Raw genomic sequence first — 15218 nt, 5'->3', positions numbered from 1 at the left:
AGAATCCGATGCGAATGTGGTGGTTGAGTGCCGGTCTGGCCCTGTGTTGCCTGGCCCAGGGCGCGGCGGCGGGAACGGTGCTGGTTGTCGGCGATAGTATCAGCGCCGGTTTTGGCCTGGATACCCGCCAGGGATGGGTCACGCTCCTGGAAAAGCGCCTGAAGGACGAGGGTTTTACCGACCGCGTGGTCAATGCCTCGATCAGTGGCGACACCAGCGCAGGTGGCCAGGCGCGGCTGCCGGCGCTGCTTGCAGCGCACAAGCCTGATCTGGTGGTGCTGGAGCTGGGCGGGAACGATGGGCTGCGTGGGCAACCTCCACAACAATTGCAACAAAATCTTGCCTCGATGATCGATCGCTCCCGTGAGGCCGGCGCCAAGGTGGTGTTGCTCGGGATGCGGCTGCCGCCGAATTATGGCGCGCGCTATACCACCGCGTTCGCCCAGGTCTATGAGCAGTTGGCGAACGAAAAGAAGGTGGCCTTGGTGCCGTTCTTTCTGGAGGGCATAGGTGGGGTAGCGGAGATGATGCAGGCCGACGGCATCCATCCGGCCCAAGGCGCCCAGCAGCGTCTGCTGGAGAATGCCTGGCCGACGATAAAACCCTTGCTCTGACGCTTTTATCGGGGGCCGCTTTCGGCTAATGTTGCGCCCCCCGTTTCGAGTGCCCCCGATGCCACGCCCCGCCTGGTCCCTGTATGCCTATCAACTGATCGAGCCCGACGAGCAGCTCGACCTGTTCGCCTGCCAGGAAGTCCGTGTCCATCTCGCCGCTCGCCAGCTCGAACTGGGTGCTCCGGTCGACCGCACCTTGTGTGGCGGCTTGCTGCCGGCGCAGCCGCGCTGGTCGTCGGTCGAGCGCGTGGTCTATCGCGACGAACGCCTGTGCCCGCTGTGCCGGGCCATCCTCGATGCCCAGCGCCGGGGTACACGCCCGGTGTGGCCGGAGCTCTGAGCTCACCTTTCATCATTTGTAACCCTTGCAACGCCTGCCGATGCCTCCCGCTTGAATCCGGGCGGGTGTACAATTGAATGTCTTGAACCCTCTTTCGAAGGATTTACCGGATGTTGCCGCGCTTTCCCGCCGTCACCCGTTGCCTGTCCCTGGCCGCCTTGCTGCTGACCGGTCCTGCCGTCGCGCTGGAGCTGCCATTGCCACCGCCCGGCGAAGACGTCGTCGGCCAGGTCCGGACGATCAAGGCCAAGTACGAAGACACCTTCGCCGACATCGGTACGGCCAACGACCTGGGCTACCTGGAGATGATCGCCGCGAACCCGGGCGTCGATCCCTGGTTGCCGGGGGCTGGCACCGAGATCATCCTGCCGACCCGTTACGTCCTGCCACCCGGGCCGCGCGAGGGGATCGTCATCAACCTGGCCGAGTACCGCCTGTACTACTACCCGAAAGGCGAGAACGTGGTGCACACCTTCCCGCTGGGGATCGGCCGTGAAGGCTGGGGCTCACCGATCGCGATCACCAAGATCACCGCCAAGACACCGAACCCGACCTGGACGCCGCCGGCCTCGATTCGCGCTGAACACGCCGCTGACGGCGATATCCTGCCTGCTGTCGTGCCGGCCGGCCCGGACAACCCGCTGGGTCCGTTCAAGTTCACCCTGGGCCTGCCGGGCTACCTGATCCACGGTTCGAACAAGAAGTTCGGCATCGGCATGCGCACCAGCCACGGCTGCTTCCGCATGCTCAACAACAACGTGGTGGCGCTCTCCAAGATGGTACCGGTGGGCACCCCGGTGCGGATCATCAACGAGCCTTACAAGTTCGGCGTGAGTGGTGGCAAGGTCTATCTCGAGGCACACACGCCGTTGGACGACCATGGCAACCCGTCGGTGGTCGACAAGCACACGGCCGTCATCAATGCACTGCTCAAGCGTGAAGACTTGACCAACAATCTGCGTATGAACTGGGACATGGTTCGTGACGTGGTGGCCGCCGAGGACGGCATGCCGGTCGAGATCGCCGTGCCGGTCAATGGGCAAGGCGCTGCCCCGATGGTGTCGAGCATCCCGCCAGAGCTGCAGTAAGCCCTTGCCTGCTTGAACCGAAAGGCCTGCCATCGTGCAGGCCTTTTCGTTTTTTGGGAGGGCGGGAGGCGAGGTGAGAGAGGTCTTTTTTCGGGCAATAAAAAAGCCGGCCCACAAGTGGGCCGGCTCCATAACAATCCGTGAGGATTATTACTTGCGGCTGGCTTTGTCCAGCATACGCAGAGCGCGCTCGTTGGCTTCGTCAGCGGTCTGCTGAGCCTTCTGAGCGGCTGCCAGAGCGTCGTCAGCCTTACGGTAGGCTTCGTCGGCACGGGCTTGAGCGCGAGCTGCTGCGTCTTCAGTCGCAGTCAGACGAGCTTCGGTTTCTTTGGATACGCTGCTGCAACCGGTAGCCAGAACTGCGGCCAGAGCCAGAGCAGAGAATTTCAGAACGTTGTTCATCGTGTTCCCCTTCAAGGACTTTCTATTAAATAGCCATCTCTCGGAAAAGAGAAACTGGCCGGCGTACATAGTACCCATTACTTGTAGTAAGTAAACTGACAGAGCGCAAGAACTGCAAAAAAAATGTTGCCACGGGCCGCGTGTGACGGGGTTTGTAAAGAAAGTGTGAAGACCCCGCAAATCGGACGCAAGCGGTTGTACCAAGGAAACTTTTTGTTGAACTAAGGGTGACTTTCACGGTCCTCAAACGTCTTACCCCGTAGAACATCCGGCGGGCTGTTTGGTGTCGACCGGCACCGGCGGCCCAACCCGCTTTCATGGAATTTTTAGCCATGTGCACCTTGAGCAATCCCGCGTTGCACGCCTACTATTTGGGTGTCCCGGGCGTCGAACGATTGCTGATGGACCACGGTCCAAGGGGCATGAGTGGCGTTGAGGTTCCTCCGCCGGATAAACCATCGGTCAAGGCAAAGGTCTGCCAAAAGACCTGCGAGGAGTAGTGATGAGTGACGCGCTGACCATCCACCATGACCAGGCCGGTCATCAGTTCGAGACCAACGTGGACGGTCATCGTGCCTACCTGACGTACATGGATCTGGGCAAGCAGACGCTGGACATCTATCGCACCTTCGTCCCCAACGCCCTGCGTGGTCGTGGCATCGCCGCCGCCTTGACTGAAAAGGCCCTGGAGTACGCCGAACAAATGGGCTACACCGTGATTCCATCATGCTCTTACGTCGAGCGTTACATGGAGCGCCAGCAGCGCCACTCGACCAAGGCCTGAATCGACACCGCACCAACGAAAACGCCGGGCAATTGCCCGGCGTTTTCGTTTGCGTGCGTATCAGCCGCGCTGGCGCTTGGGCAGCACATCCTTGAGCTTGGCTCGCATGCTGCGCAGGCTCTTCTCGGTGGCGGCCCAATCGATGCAGGCGTCGGTCACCGAAACACCGTATTGCAGGTCTTCAAGGTTTTTCGGAATGGCCTGGCAGCCCCAGTTCAGGTGGCTTTCGACCATCAGGCCGATGATCGACTGGTTGCCTTCCAGAATCTGGTTGGCGACGTTCTCCATCACCAGCGGCTGCAACGCCGGGTCCTTGTTGGAGTTGGCGTGGCTGCAGTCGACCATGATGTTGGCCTTGATCTTGGCCTTGGCCAGGTCCTGTTCGCACAGGGCAACGCTGACCGAATCGTAGTTGGGTTTGCCGTTGCCGCCACGCAGCACCACGTGGCCGTAGGCGTTGCCTTTGGTGGTGACGATCGACACGCCGCCTTCCTGGTTGATACCCAGGAAGCGGTGGGGCTTGGACACCGACTGCAGGGCGTTGATCGCCACGGTCAGGCCGCCGTCGGTGCCGTTCTTGAAGCCGACCGCCGAAGACAGGCCCGAGGCCATTTCACGGTGGGTTTGGGATTCGGTGGTACGGGCACCGATGGCCGACCAGCTGATCAGGTCCTGCAGGTATTGCGGGGAGATCGGGTCGAGGGCTTCGGTCGCGGTCGGCAGGCCCTTCTCGGCCAGGTCCAGCAGCAATTGGCGACCAATGTGCAGGCCGTCCTGGATCTTGAACGAGTCATCCAGGTAGGGGTCGTTGATCAAGCCTTTCCAGCCTACGGTGGTACGAGGCTTCTCGAAATACACGCGCATGACCAGATAGAGAGTGTCGGAGACTTCTTCGGCCAGTACCTTGAGACGGTCGGCGTACTCGTGGGCAGCCTTGATGTCGTGGATCGAGCAGGGGCCGATCACGACGAACAGGCGATGGTCCTTGCCGTCGAGGATGTTGCGCACCACTTCACGGCCGGCAGTCACGGTCTGCAGGGCCTTGGCGCTGAGGGGAATCTCTTTCTTCAGCTGATCGGGGGTGATCAGGGTCTCGTTGGAGGCAACGTTGAGGTCATCGATCGGTAAATCAGCCATCGTGTTACTCGTCAGGTCACGGGTGCCGGCCGCCAGCAAACCCCGTGCGGCCCAGCAGCAGATTGTTCGCAGCGGGGAGCCGAACCTTAGCGCGTTACATCGGGCGCGACAATGGGCAGGGGGCTGTCAGCGCTGAAAAGGTGACTTGCCCGTGCGCGAGCTGCCTTGCAGGCCGATCGCGATACAAGGATCGCGCAGTGGGCTCGCCGAGCGCGGCGACATCAGGGGGTGTTCGCCCAGCAGCGCTGCTTCGGAGAATTCGGCGCCGTGCTGGGCGATCCACTGCTGTGCCAACGCCTGCGCCTGTTCGCCCTGCAGGTCATGTTGCTGGTGCAGTTGGCAGTAATGATGAATATGGCAAACCTGCTCACCCATGCGTGCGCCGAACAGCGCCTGGTCGTCGGTGAAGGCGATGCCCACGCGGTAGCCAGCATCCAGCCGCTGGCACCAGGCAACATAACCGGCATAGCGTGCCTGTGCGCCCAATGAAGGAATGACCACTTCCACTGCAGTGCCGCGACGGTAGGCACGCGGATGGTTGCAAGCGATGCCGCCAAGCCCCAGGGTATGCAGGTGCCGACGGAACAGGCTGGGAGACGGGCGAAGATTCAGCTCGACCGGAATCCCGTCAGGGTGAGGCAGAAATCCACACATCGTCGACTCCGTGTCGATTATTTGACCTTCATGGCCTGAGTATAGTGAAGGATCGCAAACCGGCTGATTCACTGTAAGAAAATCGGACAGACAGTCATCGCTTCGACAGGAGAGCGGTATGGATCCTCGTAACAAACGCATCGGCATCATCGGTAGCGGTGCCATCGGTGGCTTCTATGGGCTGATGCTGGCGCGTGCCGGTTTTGACGTGCACTTTCTGCTGCGCAGCGAATATGGCGTGGTGCATGAGCAGGGGCTGACCCTGAACAGCGCCGTGCACGGAGAGCTGCAGATGAAGGTCCAGGCCTATGCCTCGGCCAGTGACATGCCGCAGTGCGACTGGTTGCTGATCGGCACCAAGGCCACCAGTAACGCCGAGTTGGCGCCGCTGATCGTCCAGGCGGGAGCGCCCGGTGCCAAGGTGGTGTTGCTGCAGAATGGCCTGGGCGTCGAGGAGCAGTTGCGTGGCGCGTTGCGCGACGACATGCACCTGCTCGGGGGGCTGTGCTTTATCTGTGTGAACCGCGAAGCGCCCGGGGTGATCCGCCACCAGGCACTGGGCGCGGTCAACCTGGGTTACCACAGCGGCCCCAGCGACGACCGCGGTGCAGCCATTGTCGCCGAGGGCGCCGAATTGTTCCGCGCTGCGGGGGTCGACTCGCAGCCGATGGACAACCTCGTTCAGGCGCGCTGGCAGAAGCTGGTGTGGAACGTGCCGTACAACGGCCTGTCGGTGTTGCTGCAGGCCAGCACGACGCCTCTGATGGGCGACCCCGACAGCCGCGCGCTGATTCGCGGGCTGATGGCCGAAGTGGTCGAGGGCGCACGGGCCTGCGGGCATCCACTGCCGGAAGGCTATGCCGAGCACCTGTTCCGGGTCACCGAGCAGATGCCTGACTACTGGCCGAGCATGTACCACGATCATGCTCAGCAGCGGCCGCTGGAGTTGCAGGTGATCTACGGCGAACCCCTGGCCCGTGCCCGCGAGGCCGGTTGCCACTTGCCGAAGATGGAAGCGCTGTACCAGGCGCTGGCGTTCATCGACCGGCGCAACTGCGCGGGCTGAAGCGTATGGCTGGCCGCTGCGCCGGACGGCGAAGCGGCTCTCCACGGCACTGCTAAGCTGTAGCTTGCTCTGCCCCCGTGGCAGTGGAGGAGGCCGAATGATCCGTTCCATGCTGTACGCCACCGATCTCGGCGTCTACGCGCCCTTCGTCATGCAACACGCCTTGGCCCTGGCGCGGACCTTCAACGCAGAGTTGTACGTGATCCACGCCGTCGAACCCATGGGCCAGTTCGCCGAGTCGTTACTGCAAAGTTATCTCGATGAGCAGACCCTCGACCGCCTGCACTCCCAGGGGGTCAACACGGTGATGGCCAACATCGAGCAGCGGGTGCTGGAAAATTTTCGCGAGGAATTGGGCGAGGCGGCCGATCTGGCGGTGATCAAGGCCGTGCGGGTGCGCCAGGGGGATCCTGCGCAAGTGATTCTGGAGCAGGCCCAGCGCCTGGCGGTCGACCTGTTGATCTTCGGCAGCCATGCCGAGGGCGCGGGTGTCGATGTGCCGATTGGCCGCACAGCGGTACGGCTGCTGCAACTGTCACCGGTGCCGGTGTACATGGTGCCGTTGGCACAGCATTTGGGGCGTAGGAAAGTCTGAAGCTAGCGGTAGGTCTTTTCCTTGGGGTGTAACAAAATAGTTCTAGATTTATTTCTCTTACCACTAATATAGTTATAAATCGTCGCTGCCAGCAGCCGGTGACCTACCGCTGATTCGAGGGGAATCTATGAAGCTTCAACAACTGCGCTATATCTGGGAAGTAGCGCACCATGACCTCAACGTCTCCGCGACCGCGCAGAGCCTGTACACCTCTCAGCCCGGGATCAGCAAGCAGATCCGTCTCCTCGAGGACGAACTGGGCGTCGAAGTCTTCGCCCGCAGCGGCAAGCACCTGACCCGCGTCACCCCGGCGGGCGAGCGCATCATCACCACTGCTGGCGAGATCCTGCGCAAGGTCGAAAGCATCAAGCAGATCGCCCAGGAGTTCTCCAACGAGAAGAAGGGCACGCTGTCCATCGCGACCACCCACACCCAGGCCCGCTATGCCCTGCCTCCTGTGATCAGCAACTTCATCAAGCAGTACCCTGAAGTATCCCTGCACATGCACCAGGGCTCGCCAATGCAGATCGCCGAGATGGCCGCTGACGGCACTGTCGATTTCGCCATCGCCACCGAGGCACTGGAGCTGTTCGGCGACCTGATCATGATGCCGTGCTACAAATGGAATCGTTGCGTGGTGGTGCCCCAGGGGCACCCGCTGACCAAGTTGCCGAAGCTGACCCTCGAAGCGGTGGCCGAGTACCCCATCGTCACCTACGTGTTCGGTTTCACGGGCCGTTCCAAGCTCGACGAAGCGTTCAACCATCGCGGCCTGACTCCGAAGGTGGTGTTCACCGCCGCAGACGCCGATGTGATCAAGACTTATGTACGCCTGGGCCTGGGTGTGGGCATCGTCGCGAAGATGGCGGTCGATCCGAAGCTCGACAGCGACCTGGTGTGCCTGGATGCGAGCGAGCTGTTCGAAGCCAGTATCACCAAGATCGGCTTCCGCCGTGGCACTTTCCTGCGTGGCTTCATGTGCGATTTCATCGAGAAGTTCGCGCCGCACCTGACCCGCGAAGTGATGGCCAAGGCGATCCAGTGCCACAACAAGCAGGAGCTGGAAGAACTGTTCGAAGGGGTTGAGCTGCCCGTGCACTGAGTTGGCATGAGGCAGGGGCCGCGTTGCGGCCCATCGCGGGGCAAGCCCGCTCCTACAGGTTTTGTGTAGGTGCGGGCTTGCCCCGTTTGTTTTCAGGCCTTGCTGATCAGGTTGCCGGCGTGCAGCCCGCATTCCTTTTGAGTCGACTCTTCCCACCACCAGCGTCCTTCACGCTCGTGCTGGTTCGGCAGCACCGGGCGGGTGCAGGGTTCGCAGCCGATGCTGATGAAGCCGCGTTCGTGCAGGCTGTTGTACGGCAGCTCGAGCATGCGGATATAACCCCAGACTTCCGCGCTGCTCATCTGCGCCAGGGGGTTGAACTTGTACAGGGTGCGTTCGGGCGTGGAGAACGCCGAATCGATCTCCAGTGCCGCGACCTGGCTGCGGGTGCCAGGGCTCTGATCGCGGCGCTGGCCGGTGGCCCAGGCGCTGACGGTGGCCAGCTTGCGACGCAGCGGCTCGATCTTGCGGATGCCACAGCATTCGCCATGGCCATCCTTGTAGAAGCTGAACAGGCCCTTTTCCTTGACGAAAGGATCGAGCTTGGCGCGATCCGGGCTGAGGATTTCGATTGGCAGGTTGTACTGCTCGCGAACCTGGTCGATGAAGCGATAGGTTTCCGGGTGCAGGCGACCGGTGTCGAGGCTGAACACCTTGACTTGCTTGTTCAGCTTCCAGGCCATGTCTACCAGCACCACGTCCTCGGCACCGCTGAAAGAGATCCACAGGTCGTCGCCGAAGTGTTCGAAGGCGAGCTTGAGAATGTCCTGCGGGGACTTGCTGGCATAGGTCGCGGCCAGGGCGGCGACGTCGAAGGGTTGGCTCATCAGGCGGTTTCCATCGTGTGTATGGCGCTGTGCGCTCGTAATGGGGCGATGGTAACAAAAAATGGCGGGGTAGACGGGCTCGAATAGAGGGTGCCTGCTTCGCGGGCAAGTCGGGGCGCCGAACCGCCGCTCCTACAGGCGAATCATCGGCTATAGGCCCTGCAAGGTCTCCATCAACACCCGCACCTTGGCGATCGACTCCTCGTATTCGGCCTCCCACGCCGAATCAGCCACCACGGCGCCACCGCCCCAGCAACTGACCTGGCCATCCTTGATCAGCAGGCTGCGGATGGCGATCGAGCTGTCCATCTCGCCGCGCACGTCAACGTATAGCAGCGACCCGCAGTACAGTGCCCGGCGTGTCGGCTCCAGTTCATCGATGATCTGCATGGCGCGGATCTTCGGAGCCCCGGTGATCGAGCCGCCGGGGAAACTGCCGGCGATCAGGTCCAATGCATCCTTGCCGACGGCCAGGCGTCCGGTGACGCTGCTGACCAGGTGGTGGACGTTGGGGTAGCTCTCCAGGCTGAACAATTCCGGCACCTTCACCGAACCGATCTCGCAGGTACGGCCGATGTCGTTGCGCAGCAGGTCGACGATCATCAGGTTCTCCGAGCGATCCTTGGTGCTGGCTTGCAACTCGCGAGCGTTGCGCAGGTCTTGCTCCGGGTCTGGCGAGCGTGGGCGGGTGCCTTTGATTGGGCGAGTCTCGACGTCGCCCTGATTGACTCGGATGAAGCGCTCTGGCGAAAAACTCAGCAGTGCGCTGTCTGGGCTCAACTGCTGGAAGCCGGAGAAGGGCGTCGGGCAGGCGCTGCGCAGCGCTTGGTACGCCTGCCACGGGTCGCCCTGGCAGGGGGCGCGAAAGCGCTGCGTGAGGTTGATCTGGTAGCAGTCTCCGGCGTGGATGTAGCGTTGTACCTGATCGAAGGCCGCGTGGTACTGCTCGGCACGAAGGTCGCCCTGCATGGGCGCGAGCAGCTTGAAGGTTCCGTTGGGTGACCTGTCATCGCCCTCGAACAGGCGGATCAGGCGCTCGCGTTCGCTGCTGGGCAAGGCGGGATGGAACACCAGTTGGCTGGTGCGCAGCTGGTGGTCGGTGATGGCAGCCCAGGCGTACAGGCCCAGTTGCGCATCGGGCAGGCCGAGGTCGTCTGTCGCCAGGTGCGGTAGATGCTCCAGGCGCCGGCCGAAGTCATAGCTCAGGTAGCCGATCAGTCCGCCGGCGAACGGCAGTTTGCTGCCCTCGGGCAGCGTAGCCTCGCCAAGTCCCGCCAGCGCCTCGCGCAACCGCTGCAGATAGCTTTCGCCGCTTTCGCCGTTCTGTGCTTGCAGTTGTTGCAGCGGCCAGGCACTGAACAGGTCGAAGCGCCCGCGCTCGGCGACCGGACGGGCGCTGTCGAGCAGGATGGCGCCGGGGGCCAGGCGCAAGCGGCTGAAGTAATGCGCAGGATCGGGCTGGTAGGGCAGGGGGTGCAGCGTACAGGTCGGCATCGGAATGGACGGCGATGAAAATCAAGGAGGGGGATTGTAGGCCGCTGTAGGAAAAGTGCCTAGCACCAGTTGGAGCAGGCCGCCCCTGCAGGGACGGCCTGTGCTGGAGTCATTGCTGGACGACGTGGCCGAACAGCCCCTGTGCCACCCGCACGCGAGTCTCGGCATCTTCGCTGATGCCGTCCTTGGCCAGCGCCTCGATATGCGCCTCGATGGCGTGGGTGCGCTGGGTCAGGCCGCAGTCGTTGGCGATCTGGATGTTCAGGCCGGGGCGGGCGTTGAGCTCCAGGATCAGCGGGCCCTTGTCCTGGTCCAGCACCATGTCCACGCCGATGTAGCCCAGCCCGCACAGCTCGTAGCAACTGGCAGCCAGCTTCATGAAGCCGTCCCAGTTCGGCAGCTGCACGCCGTCCACTGCGTTGGTGGTGTCCGGGTGTTTGCTGATGATCCGGTTCAGCCAGGTGCCGCGCAGGGTGACGCCAGTGGCGAGGTCCACGCCGACGCCGATCGCACCCTGGTGCAGGTTGGCCTTGCCGCCGGACTGGCGGGTCGGCAGGCGCAGCATGGCCATCACGGGGTAGCCCATCAGCACGATGATGCGGATGTCAGGCACGCCTTCGTAGCTGATGCTCTTGAAAATCTGGTCGGGGGTGACGCGGTACTCGATCAGGGCTCGGTCGCGGTGCCCACCCAGCGAATACAGCCCGGTGAGAATGCTCGAGATCTGGTGCTCGATTTCCTCATGGCTGATGATCTTGCCAGAGACCGTGCGATAACGGTCCTCGAAGCGGTCGGCGACTACCAGGATGCCATCGCCGCCAGCGCCCTGCGCTGGCTTGATCACGAAGTCGCTACGCCCGCCGATGATCTCGTCGAGCTTTTCGATCTCTTTTTCGGTTTCGATGATGCCGTACATCTCCGGCACATGGATACCGGCCGCCAGTGCGCGCTCCTTGGTGATGATCTTGTCGTCGACGATCGGGTACAGGTGGCGTTTGTTGTACTTCAGAACATAGTCCGCGTTGCGCCGGTTGATACCCATGATGCCCCGGGCCTCCAGGGCTTTCCACGTCTTGATCAGTCCGAACATCAGGCGTCAGCCTTCTTCAGGAATGCCTTGAAGCGAACGAGCTCGGTCAGGCGGTAGCCGCGATAGCGACCCATCGCCAGCATGAAGCCCACCAGGATCAGCAGCACGGCCGGGAAGGTGAAGACGAAGTACACGGCTTCCGGCACGGTCATCAGCAGGTGCGCCAGCGAGGCTGCGAACAGGGTGCCGACGGCGACTTTCATCGCATGGCCGCCGCCACGTTCTTCCCAGGTGATCGACAGGCGCTCGATGGTCATGGTCAGGATCACCATCGGGAACAGCGCCACCGACAGCCCGCGCTCCAGGCCCAGCTTGTGGCTGAACAGGCTGATCGCAGCGATCAGCACCACGACGAAGGTCAGCACCACCGACAGGCGGGGCAGCATCTGCAGCTTCAGGTGTTCAAGATAGGAGCGCAGCGAAAGGCCCAGGGCGGTAATCACCGTGAACAGCACGATGCCGAAGCCTAGCTGCGTTTCGCGGAAGGCCAGGGCAATCAGCACCGGGGTGAAGGTGCCAAGGGTCTGAATGCCGATCAGGTTGCGCAGTACGAGGATGACCAGCACGCCGATCGGGATCATCACCATGATCATGAAGGTCTGCTGGGTTTGCAGCGGCAGGCCGTACAGGGAGTATTCGAGGAAGTCGGCGTCGGTGTTCTCGTCGGTCAGCTTGGCCAGGCGGATGGCGTTCATCTCGCTGTTGTTCATGCTGAAGGTGACGGTGGCCTTCTTGCCGCCATCGACGGTGATCAGGTTTTCATCGCCGGTCCACCACAGCAGGCGGTCACTGGGCAGGCCTTGCTCGCCGGTTTCCGGGTTGAAGTACAGCCAGGCGTTGCCGTTGAAGCTGCGCAGCCACAGCTCAGGGCTCTGCGGGGTGTCGGCAACCAGGCGGATGGTATGGACCTTTTCCATCGGCACGTGGGCGATCGACAGCAGCAGGTCGATGACCTGGGCTTTCTTCATGGGGGAGTTGTCGCCGGCCAGCAGCAGCTTGGCGTTGTCGTCGTTGGCGTTGTTGACACGCTTGATGGTTTCGCTGACGAAGGTCTCGACGTCGGCAGAGTGTTGGCGAATCGGTGCCATCAGTGCTTCGGCGGCGATCTTTTCGGGGCCTTCGACCGCCAGGCTGTCACGGAAGGTCGGACCCTTGATCTTGGCTTTCTCGGTGCTGTAGCGCTTGGTCAGGACCAGGCGGTAGTACAGGGTCTGGTTGCCACTGGCGCGGCGAGCCGACCAGGTGACCTTGCGATTGCCGTCGGTGCGATTGACGCTGACCCCGTAGTTGTTGGAGATGAAGCTCTCGTTGAGGCTAACGTAGTCGCGGTTCAGCGGCGGCACGAACATCTGGATCTTCACCGGGTCCTTGGGACTGGCGACGAACTCGACCTTGGCGTCGATGTTCCACAGATCGTCGGTCTCGTCTTCGGTCACCGGGATGCCCAGGATGAAGATCTGGTAGCAGGTGACCGTCACGCCCAGCAGCACCAGGATGGTGATCAGGACTTTCAGGTGCAGGGTAAGAGAGCGCATCGGAATTACTCTACTTTGGGAGCTTCGGTGGCACAGGCAGGTTTGCCGGCGGCGTATTTGAGGCTGGGGTCGACCAGCGCGTCGAAGTGCTTGAGTGCCTCGGAGCCGATCAGCAGCGGAAACTGGAAGGCGCTGCGGTCGGTGAGGTTGACTTCGATGGTGCGCAGGGCCTGGCCCATGCAGATGTTCAGTTCGATCACCGGGCGGGCGGTGTAGGCCTTGCCTTCGTCCGGGTCGTAGTCACCGGCACGCCGCTTGATCTTGCTGACGCGGGCCAGTGGGCGTTCGATGGGGTGCTTGTGGGCGGCGTCGATGGCCAGGTAGAAGCGCACCCAGCTTTCGCCATCGCGCTTGAAGCGCTTGATGTCGCGTGCGCTGAGCGAGGCGGTCTTGGCGCCGGTGTCGAGCTTGGCGGCCACTTCAAGGTCAAGATCGCCCAGGCGGGCGTATTCGTTCAGGCCGTACACGGTCTTTTCGGCCGCATGGCCAAGCGCCGGCAGCAAGGCGAGGCTGAACAACAGTGAATAAAACGTGGGTCTCATAGTCCTGGCGCGGTGCTGTCTGTGTTCGGGGCAGGGCGCAAGCGCCTCGTTCATCTGTCAACAGCATGAAATGATGACAGGCACACTATCCGTAATCCTTGGGAAGCGCGGCATTCTATCACGCCGACGTCTTGACGCCAGCGCGCTGCGATGAGACCGCGACAGTGCGGGGTAAGTTCGTTATTAGACAATTGTCGACAATGTTGTTTTTGTCTTTGACTATGCGCCTTCATTTGGCTAGTTTTGGCGCTATCAATTTGCAAGGTGTCGACAATCATGCTTGAAGCCCCTCAGGCCTTCGCACCGGTTGCAGATGAGTCCGAAACGCTTTCAGAGAATGTCTTTCGGCGCATCCAGGCGGCCATCGTGAAGGGGGATATCGCCCCGGGCAGCAAGATTTCCGAGCCGGAGCTGGCCCGCACCTACGGTATCAGCCGCGGCCCGCTGCGCGAGGCCATTCATCGCCTCGAGGGTCAGCGCCTGCTGGTGCGTGTGCCGCATGTCGGTGCGCGGGTGGTATCGCTCAACCATGCCGAGCTGATAGAGCTGTACGAAATCCGCGAATCGCTCGAAGGCATGGCCTGCAGGCTGGCCGCTGAGCGCATGACAGTGGCCCAGATCGACGAACTGCGCCAGGTGCTCGACACCCACGAGCGCGATGCGGCATTCCAGGCTGGGCTTGGCTACTACCAGCAGGAAGGCGATTTCGACTTCCACTATCGAATCATCCAGGGCAGCGGCAACCAGACCCTGGTCAAGATGCTCTGCGGCGAGCTGTACCAGTTGGTGCGCATGTATCGCATCCAGTTCTCGGCCACCCCCAACCGTCCGCGCCAGGCTTTCGCCGAACACCACCGCATACTCGATGCCATCGCCGACCGTGACGGCGAGCTGGCCGAACTCCTGATGCGCCGCCATATCGGTGCGTCCAAGCGCAATATCGAGCGTCACTACCAGGACGCCCACAACAACAGCCCACGAGGTGAGTCATGACTGTGAAGAGCACCCCCGGTCAGCGTTTTCGCGACGCCGTAGCCGCCGAGCATCCGCTGCAGGTAGTCGGAGCCATCAACGCCAACCATGCGCTGCTGGCCAAGCGCGCCGGGTTCAAGGCCATCTACCTGTCCGGTGGCGGTGTCGCTGCCGGCTCCCTGGGCCTGCCGGACCTGGGCATCAGTGGGCTGGACGACGTGCTGACCGATGTCCGCCGGATCACCGATGTGTGCGATCTGCCGCTGCTGGTGGATGTCGACACCGGCTTTGGTGCCTCGGCGTTCAACGTCGCCCGCACGGTGCGCTCGATGAGCAAGTTCGGCGCTGCGGCCATTCACATCGAGGATCAGGTCGGTGCCAAGCGCTGTGGTCATCGGCCGAACAAAGAGATCGTCTCGCAGCAGGAGATGGTCGACCGTATCAAGGCGGCAGTGGATGCGCGTACTGACGACAGCTTCGTGATCATGGCGCGTACCGACGCCCTGGCGGTGGAAGGCTTGAATGCGGCATTGGACCGTGCCCAGGCGTGCGTCGAGGCCGGCGCCGACATGATCTTCCCCGAAGCCATCACCGAGCTGCAGATGTACAAGACCTTCGCCGACCGGGTGAAGGCGCCGATCCTGGCCAATATCACCGAGTTCGGTGCCACGCCGCTGTACACCACCGACGAGCTGGCGTCGGTCGATGTATCGCTGGTGCTGTATCCACTGTCGGCGTTCCGCGCCATGAACAAGGCTGCCGAGAACGTCTACGCCGCCCTGCGCCGCGACGGTACTCAAAAGAATGTGATCGACACCATGCAGACTCGCATGGAGCTCTACGATGCCATTGGTTATCACGCGTTCGAGCAGAGCCTCGATGCGCTGTTTGCGCAGAAGAAAGGGTAAGCCATGCCGGCGGTGTCGGCCCCATCGCGGGGCAAGCCCGCTCCCACAAGGATCACGCAGTCCTCTGT

At 62.2% G+C, this 15218-nt stretch carries 16 protein-coding genes and 1 pseudogene; 9 read left to right on the top strand and 8 right to left on the bottom strand.

Features of this window, described 5'->3' with window-relative positions:
• The first annotated feature begins 8 nt into the window (after positions 1-8).
• From HU748_RS05945 to HU748_RS05935, 3 genes are all read left to right on the top strand, one after another.
• Positions 9-614: an arylesterase gene (locus HU748_RS05945; protein WP_186669567.1), complete on the top strand. Its 606-nt coding sequence runs from the start codon at positions 9-11 to the stop codon at positions 612-614.
• A gap of 58 nt (positions 615-672) precedes the next feature.
• Positions 673-954: a hypothetical protein gene (locus HU748_RS05940; RefSeq protein ID WP_186711412.1), complete on the top strand. Its 282-nt coding sequence runs from the start codon at positions 673-675 to the stop codon at positions 952-954.
• 110 nt (positions 955-1064) lie between these two features.
• The gene (locus HU748_RS05935) at positions 1065-2042 is read left to right on the top strand and encodes a L,D-transpeptidase family protein (protein WP_186669565.1); all 978 of its coding nucleotides are present in this window, start codon (positions 1065-1067) and stop codon (positions 2040-2042) included.
• A gap of 150 nt (positions 2043-2192) precedes the next feature.
• Here HU748_RS05935 and oprI read toward each other — a convergent pair whose 3' ends face one another.
• Positions 2193-2444, bottom strand: a complete 252-nt coding sequence (gene oprI, locus HU748_RS05930) for an outer membrane lipoprotei OprI (RefSeq protein WP_003259780.1) — start codon at positions 2442-2444, stop codon at positions 2193-2195.
• 502 nt (positions 2445-2946) lie between these two features.
• Here oprI and HU748_RS05925 point away from each other — a divergent pair.
• Entirely contained in the window at positions 2947-3228 is a 282-nt protein-coding gene (locus HU748_RS05925; protein WP_186669564.1) for a GNAT family N-acetyltransferase, read from the top strand.
• A gap of 60 nt (positions 3229-3288) precedes the next feature.
• Here the strand turns inward: HU748_RS05925 and HU748_RS05920 are convergent, their stop codons facing one another.
• Entirely contained in the window at positions 3289-4365 is a 1077-nt protein-coding gene (locus tag HU748_RS05920) for a 3-deoxy-7-phosphoheptulonate synthase (RefSeq protein ID WP_186719667.1), read from the bottom strand.
• A gap of 252 nt (positions 4366-4617) precedes the next feature.
• A pseudogene (locus HU748_RS05915) lies at positions 4618-5019 on the bottom strand (PilZ domain-containing protein); the annotation flags it as partial.
• 118 nt (positions 5020-5137) lie between these two features.
• Between HU748_RS05915 and HU748_RS05910 the strand changes: the two are divergent.
• The 3 genes from HU748_RS05910 (at position 5138) to cysB (ending at position 7782) form a co-directional block, all read left to right on the top strand.
• On the top strand, positions 5138-6085 hold the full coding sequence (locus HU748_RS05910; RefSeq protein WP_186719665.1) for a putative 2-dehydropantoate 2-reductase: 948 nt from the start codon (positions 5138-5140) through the stop codon (positions 6083-6085).
• 97 nt (positions 6086-6182) lie between these two features.
• Complete coding sequence (locus HU748_RS05905; protein ID WP_151924055.1) at positions 6183-6680, top strand: universal stress protein; 498 nt, start codon at positions 6183-6185, stop codon at positions 6678-6680.
• 127 nt (positions 6681-6807) lie between these two features.
• A complete protein-coding gene (gene cysB / locus HU748_RS05900; protein ID WP_054895446.1) occupies positions 6808-7782 on the top strand; it encodes an HTH-type transcriptional regulator CysB in 975 nt (324 codons plus the stop codon).
• A gap of 92 nt (positions 7783-7874) precedes the next feature.
• Here cysB and HU748_RS05895 read toward each other — a convergent pair whose 3' ends face one another.
• The 5 genes from HU748_RS05895 to HU748_RS05875 all read right to left on the bottom strand — a co-directional run bounded on the left by HU748_RS05895 (position 7875) and on the right by HU748_RS05875 (position 13270).
• A complete protein-coding gene (locus tag HU748_RS05895) occupies positions 7875-8609 on the bottom strand; it encodes a phosphoadenylyl-sulfate reductase (RefSeq protein ID WP_054895447.1) in 735 nt (244 codons plus the stop codon).
• A gap of 150 nt (positions 8610-8759) precedes the next feature.
• Positions 8760-10103: an aminodeoxychorismate synthase component I gene (pabB, locus tag HU748_RS05890; protein ID WP_186669559.1), complete on the bottom strand. Its 1344-nt coding sequence runs from the start codon at positions 10101-10103 to the stop codon at positions 8760-8762.
• Positions 10104-10212: 109 nt separating this feature from the next.
• Positions 10213-11193: an alpha-L-glutamate ligase-like protein gene (locus HU748_RS05885; RefSeq protein ID WP_063544141.1), complete on the bottom strand. Its 981-nt coding sequence runs from the start codon at positions 11191-11193 to the stop codon at positions 10213-10215.
• Positions 11193-12728 carry an inactive transglutaminase family protein gene (locus tag HU748_RS05880; RefSeq protein ID WP_186669555.1) on the bottom strand — a complete coding sequence of 512 codons (1536 nt, stop codon included), beginning with the start codon at positions 12726-12728 and terminating at the stop codon, positions 11193-11195. Before HU748_RS05880 ends, HU748_RS05885 begins: the two co-directional genes overlap by 1 nt.
• A 5-nt stretch (positions 12729-12733) precedes the next feature.
• Positions 12734-13270, bottom strand: a complete 537-nt coding sequence (locus tag HU748_RS05875; protein ID WP_186669553.1) for an ATP-dependent zinc protease — start codon at positions 13268-13270, stop codon at positions 12734-12736.
• Positions 13271-13546: 276 nt separating this feature from the next.
• Here HU748_RS05875 and HU748_RS05870 point away from each other — a divergent pair, with 276 nt between their 5' ends.
• Complete coding sequence (locus HU748_RS05870) at positions 13547-14263, top strand: GntR family transcriptional regulator (RefSeq protein WP_186719663.1); 717 nt, start codon at positions 13547-13549, stop codon at positions 14261-14263.
• On the top strand, positions 14260-15150 hold the full coding sequence (prpB, locus tag HU748_RS05865; RefSeq protein WP_186669548.1) for a methylisocitrate lyase: 891 nt from the start codon (positions 14260-14262) through the stop codon (positions 15148-15150). The genes HU748_RS05870 and prpB overlap by 4 nt, the downstream gene beginning before the upstream one ends.
• Positions 15151-15218 lie beyond the last annotated feature (68 nt).

This window comes from Pseudomonas sp. RW3S2, assembly GCF_014268955.1.
GTDB lineage: Bacteria > Pseudomonadota > Gammaproteobacteria > Pseudomonadales > Pseudomonadaceae > Aquipseudomonas > Aquipseudomonas wayambapalatensis.
This window is presented reverse-complemented; position numbering and strand designations above follow the sequence as displayed.

What these genes read in the sequence shown, in the direction of transcription:
- HU748_RS05945 (WP_186669567.1), top strand. Translation starts at nt 9, where the DNA reads ATGCGAATGTGGTGGTTGAGTGCCGGTCTGGCCCTGTGTTGCCTGGCC.
- HU748_RS05940 (WP_186711412.1), top strand. Translation starts at nt 673, where the DNA reads ATGCCACGCCCCGCCTGGTCCCTGTATGCCTATCAACTGATCGAGCCC.
- HU748_RS05935 (WP_186669565.1), top strand. Translation starts at nt 1,065, where the DNA reads ATGTTGCCGCGCTTTCCCGCCGTCACCCGTTGCCTGTCCCTGGCCGCC.
- oprI (WP_003259780.1), bottom strand. Translation starts at nt 2,444, where the DNA reads ATGAACAACGTTCTGAAATTCTCTGCTCTGGCTCTGGCCGCAGTTCTG.
- HU748_RS05925 (WP_186669564.1), top strand. Translation starts at nt 2,947, where the DNA reads ATGAGTGACGCGCTGACCATCCACCATGACCAGGCCGGTCATCAGTTC.
- HU748_RS05920 (WP_186719667.1), bottom strand. Translation starts at nt 4,365, where the DNA reads ATGGCTGATTTACCGATCGATGACCTCAACGTTGCCTCCAACGAGACC.
- HU748_RS05910 (WP_186719665.1), top strand. Translation starts at nt 5,138, where the DNA reads ATGGATCCTCGTAACAAACGCATCGGCATCATCGGTAGCGGTGCCATC.
- HU748_RS05905 (WP_151924055.1), top strand. Translation starts at nt 6,183, where the DNA reads ATGATCCGTTCCATGCTGTACGCCACCGATCTCGGCGTCTACGCGCCC.
- cysB (WP_054895446.1), top strand. Translation starts at nt 6,808, where the DNA reads ATGAAGCTTCAACAACTGCGCTATATCTGGGAAGTAGCGCACCATGAC.
- HU748_RS05895 (WP_054895447.1), bottom strand. Translation starts at nt 8,609, where the DNA reads ATGAGCCAACCCTTCGACGTCGCCGCCCTGGCCGCGACCTATGCCAGC.
- pabB (WP_186669559.1), bottom strand. Translation starts at nt 10,103, where the DNA reads ATGCCGACCTGTACGCTGCACCCCCTGCCCTACCAGCCCGATCCTGCG.
- HU748_RS05885 (WP_063544141.1), bottom strand. Translation starts at nt 11,193, where the DNA reads ATGTTCGGACTGATCAAGACGTGGAAAGCCCTGGAGGCCCGGGGCATC.
- HU748_RS05880 (WP_186669555.1), bottom strand. Translation starts at nt 12,728, where the DNA reads ATGCGCTCTCTTACCCTGCACCTGAAAGTCCTGATCACCATCCTGGTG.
- HU748_RS05875 (WP_186669553.1), bottom strand. Translation starts at nt 13,270, where the DNA reads ATGAGACCCACGTTTTATTCACTGTTGTTCAGCCTCGCCTTGCTGCCG.
- HU748_RS05870 (WP_186719663.1), top strand. Translation starts at nt 13,547, where the DNA reads ATGCTTGAAGCCCCTCAGGCCTTCGCACCGGTTGCAGATGAGTCCGAA.
- prpB (WP_186669548.1), top strand. Translation starts at nt 14,260, where the DNA reads ATGACTGTGAAGAGCACCCCCGGTCAGCGTTTTCGCGACGCCGTAGCC.